Annotated in this window: 22 protein-coding genes; 6 read left to right on the plus strand and 16 right to left on the minus strand. The window is 70.3% G+C overall.

All coding sequences use genetic code 11. The annotated features are described in order from the left end of the window. Positions 1–48: 48 nt before the first annotated feature. Positions 49–399, minus strand: coding sequence for a VOC family protein (locus AB0N84_RS10995; protein WP_363546142.1), 351 nt, complete (start codon positions 397–399; stop codon positions 49–51). Between the two features lie 83 nt (positions 400–482). On the opposite strand from AB0N84_RS10995, the gene AB0N84_RS11000 reads away from it, so the two are divergent. Then, positions 483–1,451 (plus strand): AraC family transcriptional regulator, encoded by a 969-nt coding sequence (locus AB0N84_RS11000; protein WP_363546145.1) that lies wholly within the window; start codon positions 483–485, stop codon positions 1,449–1,451. Between the two features lie 45 nt (positions 1,452–1,496). Here the strand turns inward: AB0N84_RS11000 and AB0N84_RS11005 are convergent, their stop codons facing one another. Beyond that, the gene (locus tag AB0N84_RS11005) at positions 1,497–2,486 is read right to left on the minus strand and encodes an NADPH:quinone reductase (RefSeq protein ID WP_363546148.1); all 990 of its coding nucleotides are present in this window, start codon (positions 2,484–2,486) and stop codon (positions 1,497–1,499) included. Positions 2,487–2,562: 76 nt separating this feature from the next. Then, positions 2,563–3,105, minus strand: a complete 543-nt coding sequence (locus AB0N84_RS11010; RefSeq protein ID WP_363546151.1) for a TetR/AcrR family transcriptional regulator — start codon at positions 3,103–3,105, stop codon at positions 2,563–2,565. A gap of 103 nt (positions 3,106–3,208) precedes the next feature. Between AB0N84_RS11010 and AB0N84_RS11015 the strand changes: the two genes are divergently transcribed. Both AB0N84_RS11015 and AB0N84_RS11020 read left to right on the plus strand, forming a co-directional pair. Then, positions 3,209–3,571, plus strand: coding sequence for a DUF4267 domain-containing protein (locus tag AB0N84_RS11015; RefSeq protein ID WP_363546154.1), 363 nt, complete (start codon positions 3,209–3,211; stop codon positions 3,569–3,571). Between the two features lie 61 nt (positions 3,572–3,632). Then, entirely contained in the window at positions 3,633–4,094 is a 462-nt protein-coding gene (locus AB0N84_RS11020; protein ID WP_363546157.1) for an ester cyclase, read from the plus strand. 329 nt (positions 4,095–4,423) lie between these two features. Here AB0N84_RS11020 and AB0N84_RS11025 read toward each other — a convergent pair whose 3' ends face one another. Continuing rightward, positions 4,424–5,206 (minus strand): helix-turn-helix transcriptional regulator, encoded by a 783-nt coding sequence (locus tag AB0N84_RS11025; RefSeq protein WP_363546160.1) that lies wholly within the window; start codon positions 5,204–5,206, stop codon positions 4,424–4,426. A gap of 79 nt (positions 5,207–5,285) precedes the next feature. Here AB0N84_RS11025 and AB0N84_RS11030 point away from each other — a divergent pair, with 79 nt between their 5' ends. Continuing rightward, complete coding sequence (locus AB0N84_RS11030; RefSeq protein WP_363546163.1) at positions 5,286–6,362, plus strand: zinc-binding dehydrogenase; 1,077 nt, start codon at positions 5,286–5,288, stop codon at positions 6,360–6,362. A 277-nt stretch (positions 6,363–6,639) separates the two neighbouring features. On the opposite strand, the gene AB0N84_RS11035 is transcribed toward AB0N84_RS11030, so the two are convergent. Then, a complete protein-coding gene (locus AB0N84_RS11035) occupies positions 6,640–6,885 on the minus strand; it encodes a hypothetical protein (protein ID WP_363546166.1) in 246 nt (81 codons plus the stop codon). On the opposite strand from AB0N84_RS11035, the gene AB0N84_RS11040 reads away from it, so the two are divergent. Then, positions 6,872–7,216 carry a zinc-binding dehydrogenase gene (locus AB0N84_RS11040; RefSeq protein ID WP_363546169.1) on the plus strand — a complete coding sequence of 115 codons (345 nt, stop codon included), beginning with the start codon at positions 6,872–6,874 and terminating at the stop codon, positions 7,214–7,216. The genes AB0N84_RS11035 and AB0N84_RS11040 overlap by 14 nt on opposite strands. Before the next feature lie 291 nt (positions 7,217–7,507). After that, positions 7,508–7,840, plus strand: a complete 333-nt coding sequence (locus AB0N84_RS11045) for a hypothetical protein (RefSeq protein WP_363546172.1) — start codon at positions 7,508–7,510, stop codon at positions 7,838–7,840. 170 nt (positions 7,841–8,010) lie between these two features. Here AB0N84_RS11045 and mpaP read toward each other — a convergent pair whose 3' ends face one another. The 11 genes from mpaP to AB0N84_RS11100 all read right to left on the minus strand — a co-directional run bounded on the left by mpaP (position 8,011) and on the right by AB0N84_RS11100 (position 16,703). Beyond that, positions 8,011–9,630 carry a daptide biosynthesis intramembrane metalloprotease gene (gene mpaP / locus AB0N84_RS11050; RefSeq protein ID WP_363546175.1) on the minus strand — a complete coding sequence of 540 codons (1,620 nt, stop codon included), beginning with the start codon at positions 9,628–9,630 and terminating at the stop codon, positions 8,011–8,013. Beyond that, the gene (locus tag AB0N84_RS11055) at positions 9,627–10,370 is read right to left on the minus strand and encodes a hypothetical protein (protein ID WP_363546178.1); all 744 of its coding nucleotides are present in this window, start codon (positions 10,368–10,370) and stop codon (positions 9,627–9,629) included. Before AB0N84_RS11055 ends, mpaP begins: the two co-directional genes overlap by 4 nt. A gap of 5 nt (positions 10,371–10,375) precedes the next feature. After that, the gene (locus AB0N84_RS11060; RefSeq protein WP_363546181.1) at positions 10,376–11,197 is read right to left on the minus strand and encodes an ATP-binding cassette domain-containing protein; all 822 of its coding nucleotides are present in this window, start codon (positions 11,195–11,197) and stop codon (positions 10,376–10,378) included. Continuing rightward, entirely contained in the window at positions 11,197–11,355 is a 159-nt protein-coding gene (locus tag AB0N84_RS11065; RefSeq protein WP_363546183.1) for a daptide-type RiPP, read from the minus strand. Before AB0N84_RS11065 ends, AB0N84_RS11060 begins: the two co-directional genes overlap by 1 nt. 101 nt (positions 11,356–11,456) lie before the next feature. Beyond that, complete coding sequence (locus tag AB0N84_RS11070) at positions 11,457–11,609, minus strand: daptide-type RiPP (RefSeq protein WP_363546186.1); 153 nt, start codon at positions 11,607–11,609, stop codon at positions 11,457–11,459. Positions 11,610–11,638: 29 nt separating this feature from the next. Then, positions 11,639–12,817: a daptide-type RiPP biosynthesis dehydogenase gene (gene mpaC, locus AB0N84_RS11075; RefSeq protein ID WP_363546189.1), complete on the minus strand. Its 1,179-nt coding sequence runs from the start codon at positions 12,815–12,817 to the stop codon at positions 11,639–11,641. Further along, the gene (gene mpaD, locus AB0N84_RS11080; RefSeq protein WP_363546192.1) at positions 12,801–14,072 is read right to left on the minus strand and encodes a daptide-type RiPP biosynthesis aminotransferase; all 1,272 of its coding nucleotides are present in this window, start codon (positions 14,070–14,072) and stop codon (positions 12,801–12,803) included. Before mpaD ends, mpaC begins: the two co-directional genes overlap by 17 nt. Beyond that, complete coding sequence (gene mpaM / locus AB0N84_RS11085) at positions 14,069–14,875, minus strand: daptide-type RiPP biosynthesis methyltransferase (RefSeq protein WP_363546194.1); 807 nt, start codon at positions 14,873–14,875, stop codon at positions 14,069–14,071. The genes mpaD and mpaM overlap by 4 nt, the downstream gene beginning before the upstream one ends. Beyond that, positions 14,872–15,864 carry a hypothetical protein gene (locus AB0N84_RS11090; RefSeq protein WP_363546197.1) on the minus strand — a complete coding sequence of 331 codons (993 nt, stop codon included), beginning with the start codon at positions 15,862–15,864 and terminating at the stop codon, positions 14,872–14,874. Before AB0N84_RS11090 ends, mpaM begins: the two co-directional genes overlap by 4 nt. Before the next feature lie 69 nt (positions 15,865–15,933). Beyond that, entirely contained in the window at positions 15,934–16,518 is a 585-nt protein-coding gene (locus AB0N84_RS11095; RefSeq protein ID WP_363546200.1) for a hypothetical protein, read from the minus strand. Between the two features lie 5 nt (positions 16,519–16,523). Further along, positions 16,524–16,703, minus strand: coding sequence for a hypothetical protein (locus tag AB0N84_RS11100; RefSeq protein ID WP_363546203.1), 180 nt, complete (start codon positions 16,701–16,703; stop codon positions 16,524–16,526). Positions 16,704–16,928 lie beyond the last annotated feature (225 nt).

The following is a 16,928-nucleotide window of genomic DNA, read 5'->3' on the forward strand; positions in this document are numbered from 1 at the left end:
GGCACCGCGCCTCCCGTCCGTTCTGTGATGACCAGGAACGGGACGCCGTCAGGACGGCGCCTCCCAGAGCTCGATCGGCAGCCCCTCCGGGTCGTGGACACGCACGAAGCGCCCGTACTCGGTGTCCCACTCCGCGCGCCGCTCAACCGGCACACCGGCCGCCTCCAAGCGCGCGACGAGCGCGTCGAGGCCGGTGACCCGGAGGTTGAGCATGACGGCCTGGTCGGCGGCGAAGGAGTCGGTGTCGGCGGGGAAGGGTGCGAAGACGGTCGCGCCCGCCTCCTGGAGCCAGGCCCTGTCGCTCCCGGCGTCCACGCCGAGGTGCTGCCGGTACCAGGCGGCACGCGCCTCCGGGTCCCGACTCCGGAAGAAGAACCCGCCGATGCCCGTCACGGTCATGGCGGCACGCTACCCCCGGGAACGGCGTGCCGGCGAGCGCACTCGCAGGTCCGTCCGGAGCAGGACGTGGGAGCATCGGTCACGTGAGTCCCGTGCAGACCGACGTCCGTCAGGTCGTCGAGTCGTCCGGGAACGACCTCGACGCGGCGCGCGCACTGTTCGAGTCCGCCTACGACGCCTCCGGGTTCCTGCCCGAACGCTCCGACCGGGCGTTCGGCTACCGGTTCCGCTCGGTCGGCGACGCCTCGCTGACGCTCGACGCCAAGCGGTTCGACGCGCGCATGGTCGGCGAGGTCGACGCGACCAGCCACTACTTCGTCAGCTGGGTGAGCGACGGTGGCGGGGTCATGGACACCGGACGCGACGAGGTCGCCCTCGTCCCCGGTCGCCCGGTGGTGTTCCCGAGCGCCCGTCCGTTCGGCTTCGACCTGGCCGACGTCCGGCAGAACGTGGTGCAGTTCGACCGCCGGCTGCTCGAGCGGGTGGCGGCGGAGATGTACGGGACCGAACCGGCACCGCTCCTCTTCGACCACGCCGCCGTCCCACGGCCGGCGGCGGTCCGGGCCTGGAACGCCGAGCTCCGGGCGACCGCGCAGGTCGTGCTCGGTCCGGTGCCGCTGACGCCGCTCGCCATGGCCGAGGCGACGCGGCAGACCGCGGCGGTGATGCTCCGCACGTTCCCGCACGTCACGGTCGTCCCGGCCGTGCCGGACGTGCCCGGCGCACGCGGCCGGGTGCAGGAGGCCATCGAGTACATGCACGCGAACGCGGAGTCGCCGATCACCACCACCGACGTCGCGCGGCACGTCGGGCTCAGCATCCGCGGCCTGCAGCAGGGGTTCCAGCGGCAGGTGCAGGTGTCGCCGAACTCGATGCTCCGCGGGATCCGCTTCGACCGGGTGCGCGCCGAGCTCCGGTACCACGCGGTCGGCGAGGCCACCGTGTCCGAGGTCGCGCGGCGCTGGGGCTTCGCCCACGCTGGGCGCTTCTCGGCGGCGTACGCGAAGCGGTTCGGGGAGCTGCCGAGCGAGACGCTGCGGCGGCGGGGGTAGTCGGTCGGCGGGCCGGTCACCCGTCCTGCGGCCCGCGGTCAGCGGTCAGCGGTCAGCGGGTCGGGCGACCTGCAGGACGACCCGTCCCACGCGGCCCGCGTCGACGTCCTCGTGGGCCTGGGCGATCCGCTCGAGCGGGAGCACCTCGCCGACCTCCAGGCGCAGCGCCCCCTCGGCGACCGCGGCCACCAGGTCGTCCATCGCTGAGCGCTTCGCCTGCTGCGGGAAGTCGTCACTGCCGAGGAACCGGACGGTCACGTTCGCGAACAGCAGGGGCGGGAACGGCAGCGTCACGCGCTCCGCGTGTGCGAAGTACGTCGCGATCACGCCGTCGTCGGCGATGACCGCCGCGTCGAGGTCGGCGTTGGCGTCGAGCGCCACCTCGACCACCCGGTCGACGCCGTCGGGAGCGATGCGCCGGATCGTGGCCGCCGGGTCGTCGTCGAGAGCGACGACGTGATCGAGCCGGGGCAGCCTGGCCGCGCCGAGGTCGGAGGACCGGCGCACCGTCCCGATGACGGTGGCACCGCCCCACCGCGCGAGCTGCGCGGCGATCCCGCTCACGGCACCGCGGACCCCATGCACGAGGACGATCCTGCCGGTGACGGGTCCGTCGCCGAAGACGGCCCGGTGCGCGGTGATCCCGGGGATGCCGAGCAGCGCCGCGACGTCGTCCGGGACCGCGTCCGGGAGCGGGGTGACGAGCGCCTCCGGGACGACCGTGTACTCCGCCGCCGTACCGGACGGCCGGTAGGACTGTGCGCCGTGCACAGCGACGCGGACGCCCACGAGGTCCGGATCCGCGCCCGCGCCCACCTGGTCGACGATGCCGGCGCCGTCACTGTGCGGGACGACCTCGGGGTGGGGCATCGCCGACCCCAGCCAGCCCTCGCGCTTCTTCGTGTCGCCCGGGTTCACGCCCGAGAAGGTCAACCGGACGCGCACCTCGCCGGGGCCCGGCACCGGGTCGGGACGTTCGCCGACGCGGAGTACGTCGGCTGCGGGTCCTTGCTCGTCGTACCAGGCAGCTCGCATGCTGTCGCACCCTTCGTCGGCGCCAGCCTACGTCCGGGTGGTCGGTCCGGTGGCGACCCCGAACCGTCCCCGCTGGTCAGTGGTCGTCCCGTGTCAGGGCCCGGTGCGCGTACGCGAGGCGTGCCACGGACCGGTCGGCAGGTAGGCGCTTGCTGATCTCGAGGGTGGCGAGCCCGTGGACCGTCGCCCATGCGACCTCGGCCGCGGTGTCGTCCTCGTCGGGGAACGCCGCACGGACGGCGGCGAAGGCACGCTGCAGCGGACCCGGTCCGTCGCCGGTCCCGAACGACAGCCCGGACGGCAGCGAGAACATGGCCTCGTAGACGTGCGGCTGTGCGGCGGCAAAGGCGAGGTAGGCCTGCAGTCTCGGGAGCGGCTCGGCCGGGACGGCCTCGAGCGCGGCCGCGATCGCGTCGAACCCCCCGAGGGCCACGGCGTCGATGAGCGCCTGTCGTCCCCCCGGGAACGCGGAGTAGATCACCGGTTGCGTCGCCCCGAGCTCAGCGCCGAGCCGTCGCATCGTGACCGCCTCCCACCCGTCGGTCTCCGCCACCGACCGAGCGGCTCGGGTGATCTGGTCACGCCGCTGGTCGAGGTCTGGAGCAGGCCGTGGAGTCATGGAGGAAGTCTAACCGTGCGCGTTAGGTAACAACGGTAGACAACGACAGCCCATCGTCGTACGCTCGTAGGAGAACAACGTTATCCAACGAAGGAAGAGCACCATGTCCACCGCCGCCCTCATCGTCGCCATCGCCGGATGCCTGTTCATCCTCTTCATCGGAGCCCGCTTCCTGATCGCGCCGAGGGTCGCGACCAACGGCTTCGGTGTCGCCGAAGACCGCCGACGCGCGTTCACCTCGATCAAGGGCGTCCGCGACATCACCTCGGGCGTCGTCCCCCTGGTGGTGCTGCTGGTCGCCGGGCCGCACGTCTTCGGCTGGGCACTCGTCGCAGCGGCGATCACGCCCGTCGGGGACGCCGTCATCGTCGTCACGAACGGCGGGACGGTCCGCCAGGCGATCGGCGTGCACGCATCGACCGCGGCCGTCCTGGTCATCGCCGGTCTCGTCCTCGCGCTCGCCTGAGACGCAGCTCGAACGTCGCCCCCGTCCACATCCGCACGACCCGCTTGGAAGGCCCACACCGATGAACACCACGCACGACACCACCGACTCCGCCGACTCCGCCGAGGACCTCGTTCGCGCTTTCTACGAACCGTTCCGCACCGGAGACACCAGCGTCCTCGACGACGTGCTCGCCGCGGACTGGATCGACCTGCCGCTCGCCCCCGGGCAGGAACAGGGCCCCGCCGGCATGGCCGCACAGATCGCGCAGTTCCGCCACGCCATGCCGGACTACACCGTCGAGCACCAAGACATCATCGTCCAGGGCGACAAGGTCGCGGTGCGGAACACCGTGTCCGGCACACACCGGGGCGCGTTCATGGGTCTCGAACCGACCGGCAAGCGCATCGAGATGCGGACGATGGACGTCCACCAGGTCCGCGGCGGCAAGATCGTCGCCACCTGGCACCTCGAGGACTTCGCGGGCCTCCTGCACCAACTGAACGCACCGGTCGACGCGCCGGTCCCGGCGGCCTGGGGCTGACACCGGAGGCCTCCCCGACGACTCAGCCATGTACATCCCAGTTGCGACGCGTCGCGCTGGTCACACACTGGCAGGTAGCCGGGCGTCGATGCCTGCCCCCGAGCGATGCGGGGGCAGGCACCAGTGTCGTCCTGGGCCGCGAGTTCGTCGTGCGAGACCTCGACGTCCGCGACGTCGCTGCCCATCCCCGCGAACATGCGCACGTGGTCCTCGCCGAGGTAGACGTCGTGAGGGACGGACCGATGACCATGTGGGTCGCGCCGTGGACGCGGGCAGGAGACGGACGGGAGGCTCCTGCCGCGGCCCCGCCACGCGCCTCCAGTGGGGGCTCAGAGCCGACGGTAGGTCGTCATGGTCTGGTCCGGCCGGTCAGCGACGTCGAACGAGGTGTACGCGAGGCGTTGCACCTGCCCGTCGGCCTGCCTGACGCGCTTGATGCCGGCCCCCGGTGTGCCGACGTCGTACCGCGGCCACCACCGGTCGGCCTCCGGGCTGGCCCCGCGGAGATCGGCCTCGAGTTCCCGGTAGACCGCGACGCCCGGATGCCGCCCGGCTCGCGCCCGGAGCCGTGCGAGGAGCCCCTGGGCCACGTCGGTCCAGTCCGGCAGGACGTCGCGTGCACCGGGGGCCAGGAACACCCACCGGACCAGGTTGGGGTGCTCGCCGTGGTCGAGTGCGCCGCGGAACAGCTCGGCCGCCGCCGTGTTCCACGCCAGCAGGTCGAAGGTCCCCCCGGTCACGTAGGTCGGGGCGGGGTCGAGGAGGTCGACGACCCGGGCAACCTCCGGATCGAGGACCTCGTCGGGGGTCGTCGGTACGGGCTCGTCGACGGCGATGGCGAAGAGGTGTGTCCGCTCCGCTCCGGCGAGTCCGAGGGCGCGCGCGATCGCGTCGAGGACCTGACGGGAGGGGCGGACGTCCCGGCCCTGCTCGAGGAAGGTGTACCAGGTGGCGCTGATCCCGGCGAGCATCGCGAGCTCCTCGCGGCGGAGGCCCGGGGTGCGACGGCGGGACGATCCCGGCAGCCCGACGTCGACCGGGCTCACCCGTTCCCGTCGCGCACGCAGGAACGCGCCGAGTTCCCGACGCTGCTGCTCGGTGACGTCGCTCACGCCGTCCCTCCCTGGTGGTCCGGGTACCAGTATGCGGCGGCTCTGGATGGTCTCCCGCTGCCTGCGGAGACTCGGGGGCATGCAGGCATGGACACTCGACGGATCCGGTTCGACACTCAGCGTCGAGGAGGTGCCGGACCCGCGCGTCCGCAGCGGCGGCGTGGCGCTGCGCATGCTCGCAGTGCAGGTTCCCGCCTACACGCGGGTGCTCGTCGAGGGAGGCCGCGGCGGCATCGCGACCCCGACCGTGCTCGGCATCGGCGGCATCGGCATCGTCGAGGAGGTCGCTGACGACGTCACGACCGTCCGGCCCGGCGAGACGGCGCTGTGTACCGGGTTCCTGCGGAGCGGTCGGGTCGCCGAGCCGGAGGAGGTCCTCCTCGGGTGGACGGGGATCGGCGGCCGCGGGGCGACGACGGCGACCACGGACCGGATGCGCCGGGTCTGGCGGACCGGCACCTTCGCGGAGCGCACCGTGATGCCCGGATCGGCCGTGCTCGCGCTCCCCGGCGCCGAGACGTACGGCGACCCGACGAAGCTCGCGTTCCTGCCCTGGTTGAGCGTCGCGGCCGGGGCGGTCGAGCGCAGCGGGATGACGGCCGGGGACCGCGTCGTCGTCCTCGGTGCCAGTGGACAGATGGGCGGCGCAGCCGTCCTCCTGGCGCTCGCCCGGGGCGCGGCGAAGGTCGTCGCGGTGGGACGGGACGCCGGGAGCCTCGACCGCCTCCAGGCACTCGACGGACGCGTTGGGGCGGTCCGCTCCGTGGGCACACGCGACGCCGACGCGGCAGCGATCGCCGCGGCAGCCGGCGGCGACGCCGACGTCGTGATCGACGCCCTCGGACCGACCCCGACCCCGGACCTCACCATGGCCGGGTTCGACAGCGTCCGGACCGACGGCACGATGGTCCTCCTCGGCGGCGTCCGCCAGGCGCTCCCGATCCCCTACGACCAGCTCATGCGCCGACGGATCACCCTGCGTGGCTCGTGGATGTGCTCCGAGGAGACCGCGTACCGGGTCTGGCGTCAGGTGGAGGCGGGCATCATCGACCTCGGCGCCCTCGAGGTGACCACCGTCGGCATCGAGGACCCGGCCGCAGCGCTCGCCCAGGCCGAGCAGATCCGGGGGCTGTCCGTCCTGGTGCTGACGCCCTGACAGCTGCTCGGTCCACGTGTGTCGTCGGTGCGGACTCGCCCCTTTCGGCGGACGCTCACCTGTCCGGGGACCCGTCCTGTCGTCCACCCGGCCAGGAGACGGACGGGAGGCTCCTCCCGCGGCCCCGCCACGCGCCTCCAGGCCGAGACGGCGCCGCCGTGGTGACCGTCCTGCTGTGATCCGGGCCGGTCGTCGTCTGATGCGCTGTGCCAGCGGACCTGCAGCGAAGCGCGTGCAAGCAGGGTGCGGCAACCACATCGGCCGGACGGACGAGGGATCACGGCTCCGCTCGGAGGGCGTCGAGGATCAGCGTAGCGAAGCGGCGTGCGGCAGCCTCTCGCGACGATGCGCCCATCGCGGCGAGGCCTCGAGCGGCGACCAGCGCCAGGATGACGTCGTCGGTCGTGCAGTCGGCGCGGATGCTCCGCCCACTCCGTACCCGCTGCACGAGGTCCTGCAGCATCGCGACGAGCTGTCGACGATACGCAGCCGCTCCGACCGAGTTCGACGTGATCGTCGACATCGCAGGAGGACCCGCTGTCCCTGACTTCATCGACCGTCTCGCGCCCAACGGCCGGATGGTGATCGTCGGCGCCGTCTCCGGGTTCCCGCCCGCAGACTTCGGGACGAGGCTGATGCAGTCGTTCCAGAAGTCACGGTCCGTCGGGACCTTCAGCCTCGCATCGATCGACCCCACCGAGCGTGATGCGGTGCGATCCGCCAGCTTCGAGGCGGCCGTGCGCGGAGCGCTGCACCCGGTCGTCGATGCGGTCGTGCCGCTCGCGGAAGCAGCGACTGCGCACCGACGGATGGACGACGGTGACGTCTTCGGCCGGATCGTCCTCCGCCCGTAGCCTGCCCCCGCATCCGGCTTCACCGCCCCGGTCACCCTGAGCTACGCCTGGACCGCGGGCTGCACTCCCGTGAGCTAGCCCCGACGCACGTCGCCAAGGCGGCCGATGCGGACAAGTCCTCACCGTCACGGTGTCGCAATGGACGGGAGGCTCCTCCCGCGGCCCCGGCACGCGCCTCCAGGCCGTGACGGGGTCGCTGTGGTGACGGCGCTGCTGGTCACGGCGACGCGCGCTCGTGCCGCGAGGCCGAGCCGACGCTCCACGCCGGGCTGACCTGGGTAGCATCGCGTCGTGGGGTCGACCGTCCGGACCGAGCCGCCCGGGACCGGCTGGTACACCGCAGCACTGGTCCTGCTCATCTGCTCTGCGTCGGGGTTCGTGGTCCTCTGGGCGACCCTGTGGGTGCCCGTGCTGCTCACCGGCGGGCAGGGCAGTCTGTTCCAGTACCCGGTCGTGTTCCTGTTGGCCGTGGGGCCGTGGCTCGGTGGCTGGGCGGCCCTCGTGATGGCTGCTCGCTCCCGGAAGGAGGGTGGGGGCCGCCGCAGCGAAGCGGTCTCCGCCGCCAGTGCGATCACGCTCGTCCTGGGTCCGGTCCTGCTGTGGTTCGGGCCGGTCGTCGTCTGAGGCCCTGTGTCAGCGGCCCTGCCAGCGGAGGTCGTGCAAGCAGTGTGCGGCAACCACATCGGCTGGACGGACGACGGATCACAGCTCCGGTCAGAGGGCGTCTAGGATCAACCCTGCGGAGCGGCCCCCGTCCCAAGGTGGCCGCTTCCGAGGGCGCGCCGCCACAGCGCTCAGAACATGCCGTCCCAGAAGACGCGCCACAACGGCGCGGGGGGTCCGGAGACCAGTGCTTGGCCAGCGGGATCGAGATCGCGGACGGCTGCGTCCTGGCCGGTGACTTCGAGCGGCGCGGAGAGCCCACGGACTTCGACCACCGAGGTCCGCACCGGTGCGACGGCAGCGAACGGCACGTCCTCCGACCGGAAGCGTGTCGAGCTCGTGAGGTCCGCCTCCACGTCACCGTCGTGCAGGAACAGACCGTTGCTTCGCAGGACGACGTGGGCCGGACGGGCAACGGAGTCATCGTCGGCGCCGATGGGGAGCACGAGTCGGACGTCCTGACCGTCGCGCACGTACCCGCTCACGGTGACCGACGGAGCCGTGACGAGGGTCCCCGCCGCTACGACCGACCCGAGGAGCACGACCGCCGCCGTCCCGGCGCCGATGACGTGCATGCCGGCGTCCACGGCGGTCCGGAGTACCCGTCCCACCTCACGACCGACCGCAACGACGAAGGCGAGGACAGCCACCAGCGCGATCACCCCACCGACGGCGCCGAACGCGCGGAGGTCACCCAACCACAACCACATCGCCGACGCGACCAGGTAGCCCGGGAAGAGGATGCAGCCGAGACCGTACCAGCGCATCCAACGCTGCTCCGGGAAGGCGTACGTCACCCTGCGGGAGAGGAAGGACCGCGCGAACAGTCGACGTCCCTCGGCGATGGCGTCCCGTCGTAGGAAGTTGTGGTTGGTGAGGGCCATGAGCGCGATGTACCCGTCGAACTTCACGAACGGGATGGCGTTCACCAGTGCTGCGAGGAAGGACACGGCTCCGAAGGCGGCGAGCACCTCGGTCCACGCCTCGCCGAACGGGAGCAGCGCGGCCATCTCTGCCAGGCCTGCGAGGGTGACCTGCACGAGGACACCGCTCGCGGCAACGAGCGCCCGCTGTCGCCGGTCACCGACCCGCCAGGCGTCCGACACGTCACAGAAGAACGCGGGCATCAGGTAGAAGAGCATGACGCCGACGCGTCTTGGGCGGCCGCCGAGCCGAGCAAGTGCTGCGGCGTGCCCGGCTTCATGCAGCGCTGTCGCAGCGGTGAGCATCACCACGAGCACCACGTACTCGAACAGTCCGAGCGGGTGCGTGACGCTACTGAGTACGACATCCCGGTTGACGACCGCTGCGAGCAGTCCAGCAGCGACCACCGTGGCGACCACGGTGAACACCGTCCAACCACTGACCCGCTGCAACGACCGCTGCAGGAGCGAGAAGAGCCGCTCGGGGTTGGCGAGCGTGACCTGCACCGTCAGGGGCGGGACGTACCGCACCCGCCGCTTCCGCGATGCCGCGGATCCAGCGTCGTGCTCGAGGAATCCGAGTGTCGCGAGTTGGCCCCGTGCAGCGTCGAGGTCCGCTGGGGTCCACTCCTGACCGGTGTCGCTGCGCAGTCGGTCCCGCAACTCGTCGTCGGTTCTCGCGGTCTCCAGCGCGAGCGCGTAGAGCGCAATCGCCCCGCCCAGCGTGTAGGCCTTGCCGTGCGGGTTGACCCCGATCCAACCCTCGGCCGTCTGCGTGATCGATGACGCCGGCGAGAGAGTCGGTCGGGAATCGAGGAGCTTGGTCAACGAAGGTCCTTGTTGCGGGTGAGCAGGAACGCGCCGAGCCCGAGCACCACCAGCCAGCCGACGATGACGGCGCTCGCTCCGGGCACGGGCAGTAGGTGGTCCTGCTTGTCGAGGTAGACCGACGCCATCGCGTTGGTCATGAAGAACCTTCCGACGTCGGGGAGGAACGCCTGGAGCGCCGGCTCGACCAACATGCACAACGCGAACACGACGACGATCGCCACGATCCCGTTGCGGGTCAACAGGCCGATGAAGGTACCCCAGACCCCTGCGACCGTGTTCACCACGGCACAGCCGAGGACGATCAGCCAGGCTTCCTTCGACATGTGGAGGCCCGAGTCGTTGATCGACAGCAGAATCGACGCGAAGCCGATCGACGCGGCCGCTCCGAGCAGCGCGCCGATGAAGCCGACCAGGATCCCGTTGGTCGCCTTGCCGATGAAGTACGAGGTCCTGCTGCCGACCGCGGTGATGACTCGACTCGCGACGCCAGCGCTGACCTCCCGAGCCGAGTCGAACGCGGTCGCCATCCCGATGAACAGTGAGAGCGCGAACCACGTTCGGACCATCGTGACGGTCGTTTCGAAGTCGCCGTTCGGAGCACGGAGCTGCGCGGTCAGTCCGGAGAAGGTGCCACCCGCCGACACCGCGGTGAGGAGCACGCCGAACACCAGGAAGTAGGGCACCGCCCGACCGAGCCACGCACGACGGACCTCGGAGCGCAGCGCGAGCGTGGCCACCGCGCTCATCGTCCGGCCCCCGCCGCGACGGGGGTGGGCACGAGGTCGAAGAACCTCTCCTCGAGCGAGGCGCCGTTGCCCGTGAGGTCGGCGAGCGAGCCGGAGTACCGGATCGTCCGGTCGAGGATGACCACGTCGTCGACCGTGTGCTCCACCTCGGCGAGCATGTGGCTCGAGATCAACACGCTGTTCCCCTGTCCTGCGTAGTGACGGATCAGTTCACGGAGCCACCGGATGCCCTGCGGGTCCAACCCGTTCGTCGGCTCGTCGAGGATGAGCAGGCGCGGCTGCGCGAGAAGGGCGATGGCGAGTGCATGACGTTGCTTCTGGCCCGTCGACAGCTTCTGAACCCGTGTGCGTCGGTGCTCGGTCATCCCGACCAGGTCGAGGAGTTCCTCGACGCGGGCTCTCGATGCGCCGACGAGGTTCGCCCACGTCGAGAGGTCGTCAGCGACGCGGGCGTGTTGCAGCGACTGGACGCCGTCCACGCTGTAGCCGACGATGCGGGCGGGGTTCGACAGCGATGAAAACGGCTTTCCCTCCACGAGCGCGCGTCCGGACGTGGGACGGACCAGTCCGAGCAGGCCGCGCAGCGCAGTGGATTTACCTGCTCCGTTCTTGCCGAGCAATCCGACGACACGTCCCTCCGGCACCGCGAAGGAGAGGTCCTCGACAACTTGTTTGCTGCCGTAGGTCTTGCTGAAGCCGTTGAACTCGGCCAGGTTCATGATTCGTACCTCTCGATGATCGAGCGGGAGTGCTGATTGCGTGGCGACGTCGTGGATCGAGGGGCGGTCCCGTGACCGCGACCGCCCCTCGACGGTCATCACGTGAGGATCAGAACCCCACCTGCAACCAGGGCGCCGCCGGCGACGACGCCGGCCGCGAAGCCCGCGGCCGTGTCCCAGAAGCCGGGTGCCTCGAGGTCCTCGAGCTCGCTCACGGCGAAGTCGAGGGTGCCCACCGAAGTGATTGTCTCGGTCATGTCACACTCCTTTCGTTGTCAGGTTCTTGCGGGTGCGAAGACGCGCTTCCGCGTCACTCGTCGGTGCGCGGACGTCTGTCGGCGCACCGACGAGCGACGGATCAGGTCAGCGCCACGATTCCGGCGGCTGCGCCGGCAGCGCCGATGGCCGCGCCGATGCCGACCACGAAGCCACCCCAGAAGTCCGGTGCTTCCATGTCCTCCAGCTCGGTCGCGCCGAGGTCGAGCATGGTGTTCGTCTTGAGTTCCTGCATGTTTGTCCCTCCCTTCAAACAGTCATCGGTCACACGGTGTCTGCGACCGTTCTCCCTAGAGCGAGTGCTGCGGCGACGACCTCACGGACGTCGTCTCGACTCGCCTCCCCCGTGAAGGGAAGTCCGGCACCCCAGCGTTCAGTGACGCGCGCAGCGAGCGCGTCGTCGCTGAACCGGGTGAGTTCCTCGGCGGTTGGCCGCGCCAGCCGGTCGCCGGTGATGGTGCCCAGCGCCTCGGCCGGCGTCGCTGCCGACGGAAGTGCTGTCGCCCAGAGTTCGCAGAGCCGCTCGTGCGACCCGAGCCTGCCGTCGCGCTCCTGCATGAGAGACCAGTAGGCGGGCAGGACGAGCGAGGCGGCGACCGCCTTCGTGCACGCCCATGCCAGCGATGCCTCCGTCGTGATGATCCACGGCAGGGTCGTCATCGGAGGTCGGTCCCGGCTCAGCCAGCCGGAGTGGCTGAATGCACTGATCGAGGCGAGGGTGCGGAGGTCGGACGTCGCATGCTCACCGCACCCGAGTCGCGGCGCCAGCTCGACGACCTTTCGGAGCGCGGCCCGCGTGAGCGTGTCCGCCAGCGGCGCCGGTGCGCCCGATGCGTAGACGGTCGTCAAGCGGAGGGCCACTTCGATCAGCCCCTCCGTCATCTGCTCGTCGTCAAGGCTGACGAGCAGATCCGGCCGGGCCAGGACGATGTCCGCCCCCAGGGCCGTGCCGGACACCAGGCGCTTCCGCCCTCGCGTGGTCAGGCATGCCGACAACGACTGCTCCGAACCGGTACCGAACGTCGTCGGGACCAGGGCGAGCCGCGCCGTCCGCGCTCTGTCCGGCAGCACGACGCGGCTCGACCTACCCGGGGCGGTGGCCCTACGGAGGTCGTCGGACCGCAGCGCGACCAGCTTCGCGACGTCGAGCGTGACGCCGCCGCCGACTCCGATCACGACGTCCCACGGGCCGGCTCCGGCGATGCTCGCGACGAGCTCCTCGCTGTCGTCCTCCGCGGCGTGGACCTCTGCGTCGAAGCGTTCAACGAGCTCGCCGACGAGGCCACTGATGGCCGGGATCGCAGCCTGGTGGCGGTCTGCGACGATGCAGACGCGGCTCACGGCGGTCGCGCCGGCGACCCGGCGTACGAACTCGCCGAACGAGTCGATGCTCAGCGGACCGGGCTGAACGGCCCAGCCCAGGCCGTCAGCCGCGGAGCGCATCGTCGTACTCCTCGAGGCCGGAACGGACAGCAGCGAACAACGTCTGAACGTCGTCGTCCGTGTAGGTCAGTGCGGGCACGAGCTGGAACCCATCGGGCCCAGGGTGGACGATGGCGCCTGCTCGCCGGATCGAGTGCCGGATGCCGGCCAGAACCGCTTGCTCGCGCTGCGGTTCGCCCTCCCGATCGGCCAGCGCGACGGCTCGGAAGTTCCCGAGACCTCGAGTCTCGAGCACCGACGGGTACGCGCCGCGGATCGCGTCGAGTTCCGCATCCAGGGTGCGACCCAGGTGACGGGCTTGGTCGACAACGCTCGACCGCTCGAACTCGTTGATCGTCGCACTGATCGCTGCTCCGACGACCGGGGTCCCTGCTTGCGTCTCGGCATGGACGAAGACACTTTCGTTCCCGCGGAACCGCTCCGTGACCCGCGCAGCGACGAGGATCGCTGCGGCCGCCTGCGTGCCGTTCGTCAGCCCCTTGGAGGCGATGAGGAGGTCGGGCGAGCCCGGCCAGGACTCCGAGGCGAACATCTGCCCGGTCCGTCCGAAACCGGTGGCGACCTCGTCGGCGACGAGGAGGAAGCCGTGGTGGTCACGGAGCGCGCAGAGGCGTTCGACGTACTCATCGTTGAGCGGGAAGGCGCCGGACCCCAGGACCGGCTCGACGATGACAGCGGCGACCCGGTCGCCGGTCGCGGCGAGCAACCGTTCCAGTTCGTCGATGTCGTTCGGAGTCACGTGACGAATCTGCCGTGAATCGACCCCGTAGAGCGGCTGACCGAGGTCGTCACCGCTGAGCGCGTGCGCTCCGTAGGTGAGACCGTGGTAGCTCCCCGTCAGCCCGACGATGGTCTTCCGGGCCGACTGACCGTCCAGGATCGCGAAGTGCCGGGCCAGCTTCATGACGGCGTCGTTGGCGGAACCCCCGGACGTCGTGAACAGCACACGAGCGTAGCGTTCGGGCCCGGCGGCCTCGCGGAGCTGAGCCGCTGCGGCCTCGATGTCCTCGCTCCAGTAGCGGAACAGCGACACGTAGGACGCGCGCAGCATGGCCTCGTGCACCGCGTCCGCGATGTGCTCGTTGCCGTAGCCGAGGTTGACGTTCCACAATCCGCTCGTCCCGCAGAGCGACTCGGTCCCGTCACCGAACGTCAGTCGCGTTCCTGAGGCCGCGACGATCTGCGTGCCAGGGTCGTTGTGCGTGGCGAGGGGAACGAGTGCGGGCCAGACGCTGTTCGCTCGCAGTGCGGTCATGCCCACACCGCTTCAAGGATGACGATCGGGTGTGCTCCGTCGGGCGTCGCGACCGGGCGCACGGCACGGACGCGCAGACCGGCATCGGCGAGTTCCGCCTCGAGCACGGCGGGGGCGATGGCGCGCACATGTGTCAAGAAGACCGTCACCGGGTCGCTGCGTAGCTCGTCGAGGTCGACGACCCCGACGTGACGGACCGACTCGAGCAGGTCAACTTCCTCGAACAATCGGTACCGCTGGCCCGAGAGTCCCGGGAAGTCCTGGTACTTGCCGGTGGTGTCGCCGAGCATCGTCGTGTCCGTCGTGGACATGAGCAAGACGCCGTCGGGGGCGAGCCACGCGGATGCGCCACGGAAGAAGCGCGCGCGCTGGTCCTTGTCGAGGAGCGAGATGGAGATGCACCCGAGCACCGCGGTGGAGTACTGGGTCCCGTCGTCGTACGTGGTCATGTCGGCGACGACCGTGCGGATCGACGAGCGGAGTGCCGCATGGCGCCCGGCGAGCTTGTCGTCGAGGAGCGCAATCATCGACGGCGAGGAGTCGACGCCGACGATCCGCCTTCCGGCGGCGGCAAGGGGCAGCGAGAGACGGCCCGAGCCCGCTGCGAATTCGAGGACCTCGGAATCGGCCCCTCGTGTCGCCCGTATGAGTTCGCGTATCTCGTGCGTGTCGTGGACCGCAGCGGCCTCGTACACGTTCGAGCCCTGATCGCCGTAGAGATCAGCGATCACGACGTCACCGGCGTGGTCGCCGAGGGCTTCGGTCAGCGCGGCGGGAAGGACTGGCGAGCTGACGCGGCTCACGCGTTGACCCGCTCGGCCTCGCCGACGGAGAGCCGAGACCCGATGAACTTCCGCACCTGCTCCAGGGCGGAGGCTCGTTCGTCCTCCGCAAGCCGGCGAAGAGTGGTCGACTCGTGCGCGTGCTCGAGCGCTTGGTCGCCGAACCGGAGTTGCAGCTCGACGAGGGAGGCCAGGTCGCGGGTGAGTGAGTACGTCTTGTGCTGGTCGGAGATGTGGAGCAGGTGGTGCTCGGCGCTGAACAGGAGCACCGCGCCCCTCATCGTCTGGGTACGCACGGACTCGGGGAACGAATCGCTGTCGAGGAACGATCCGTAACCGGAGGCCGACAGGCTGCCGAGGCCACGCGCTGCGGCGTATCGCAGCGCTTCCAGCGTCTGCAGGAAATGCAGCGCCGCTTCGTCTAGAGGACCGTCCTGCACGCCTGTGTCGGCAGCGAACTGGCCGTCCGTCATCCGGCCGTACACCGCCCCCCATGGCGACGACAACACGGTCCCGTCCTCGCCGACGAACACGAAATCGGGGTTGGCAGGAACCGGTCCGCCCACCCAGGCGTGACGATCGCCGACGACAACCTGCGGATCGGTGAGGACGGCCGGGAACATGCCGGTCGAACGGGCCGCGGCCAGGTGCGCCGCGAAGAAGTCACGGTCGTGGCTCGTCTGCGGCACCAGCACCGTCGGACCGGGAAAGCTCAGGAATTCGGCGACCGCGTAGTTCTGGAACTGGATGATGAGGTCGTCGTCGAGCCGCACCTCGCCGTCCTCGGCAAGTTCTCCGTCGAAACCGACGAGCGGGGCTCCGTCGGTCGTACGCCCTTCGACGTCCGGCACGAAGACGGCGTCGAAGTCGCGGCCGAACCACGACGTCGCAAATGCTTCTGCGCCTTCGATCGTCGCCGCGAACGCCACGCGCTGACGCGTCCGAGTGGCCTGTGCCCCCTGCATCCAGCTCATCGCCAAGCCGTGGATGTCTCCCCCAAGAAAACTCACGGGGCGACGATAACAGGTTTCGCGGCGGTACGTTCTACCCCTCGAACGGGGCGCGGATCTGAGCAGATGTCATCGGCGAGTCGAGTCCTTCGATTCAGGTGGAACGGGTCGCGTGAAGTACACCCACGGGAACGTCCCCCCGGGAACCTCCATCCAGCCCTCCATCGGCAGGCGAGACGACTTCCGGCCCCCCTGCAGCACCCGAACATGCTCCCACGGGCGGGTGTCCTGCACGAGCTCGTGGGACTGCAGCCCGACACGGATCGCGTGCCAGCCATCGGCGCCGAGCTTCGCGAGCTTGCCCATTTCGTCGAACGCGGTCACCGGGTAGAGCGTCCGAACCGCTGGCGCGGCGTCGACCGCGGACGGAGCAGCGTCGGCCAGCGCCGACCCGTACATCTGTTGCGCGGCTTGACGAGACGAACCGAGGATCTCCCCGATGGCTGCCCAGGAAGCCCCGTTCCGCCTTGCCCCGTCGACGGCCGCCTGGGTGACCTCACGGAGCGACGAGCGCATCGCCAGGCACAATTCAACCGCTCTCAGCGACTGCTCGCGGAATACCTCCGGACCGAGACCAGGATCGTCGTCGTCCAGCTCGGGGAGGGCGCGGGCGATCAGCTCCCTCAGCTGTGCAGTGATGGCGGAGTCGGTCATGCTTCTCAGCGCTGGGCTCGCGCCGCACTCACGGCGAACACCGCGAAGACCAGTCCGAAGACGATGGCTCCGATGGTGACAGCGAGCAGCATGCCATCGCGCCCGACGCCCCAGGCGTAACCGCTCCCGATCGCGAGGAGCCCGAAGGCGACGGCGATGAGTCCGAGGATCATGGTGTTCCGCATGGAGACATGCTCCCGCCGCCGCGGTCTCGTGTCAATCCTGAATTGACAGCGGCTCGCCTCCGCGGGGTCAGCCGCACCGCAGCCGCGCACTATGAACGAGACACATCCTCCCGGCTTCGCCACCGACCCGCTGGGAAATGTCGCCAGACGGTGTCGACATCGAGTGCCGCGGAACAGTACGAGGTCGCAATTCAGCGTCCCGCCCGCTCTGCCGACCGGCCACCG

The sequence above is a fragment of the Curtobacterium sp. NPDC089185 genome (assembly GCF_040685235.1).
In the GTDB taxonomy this organism is placed as follows: Bacteria; Actinomycetota; Actinomycetes; order Actinomycetales; family Microbacteriaceae; genus Curtobacterium; species Curtobacterium citri.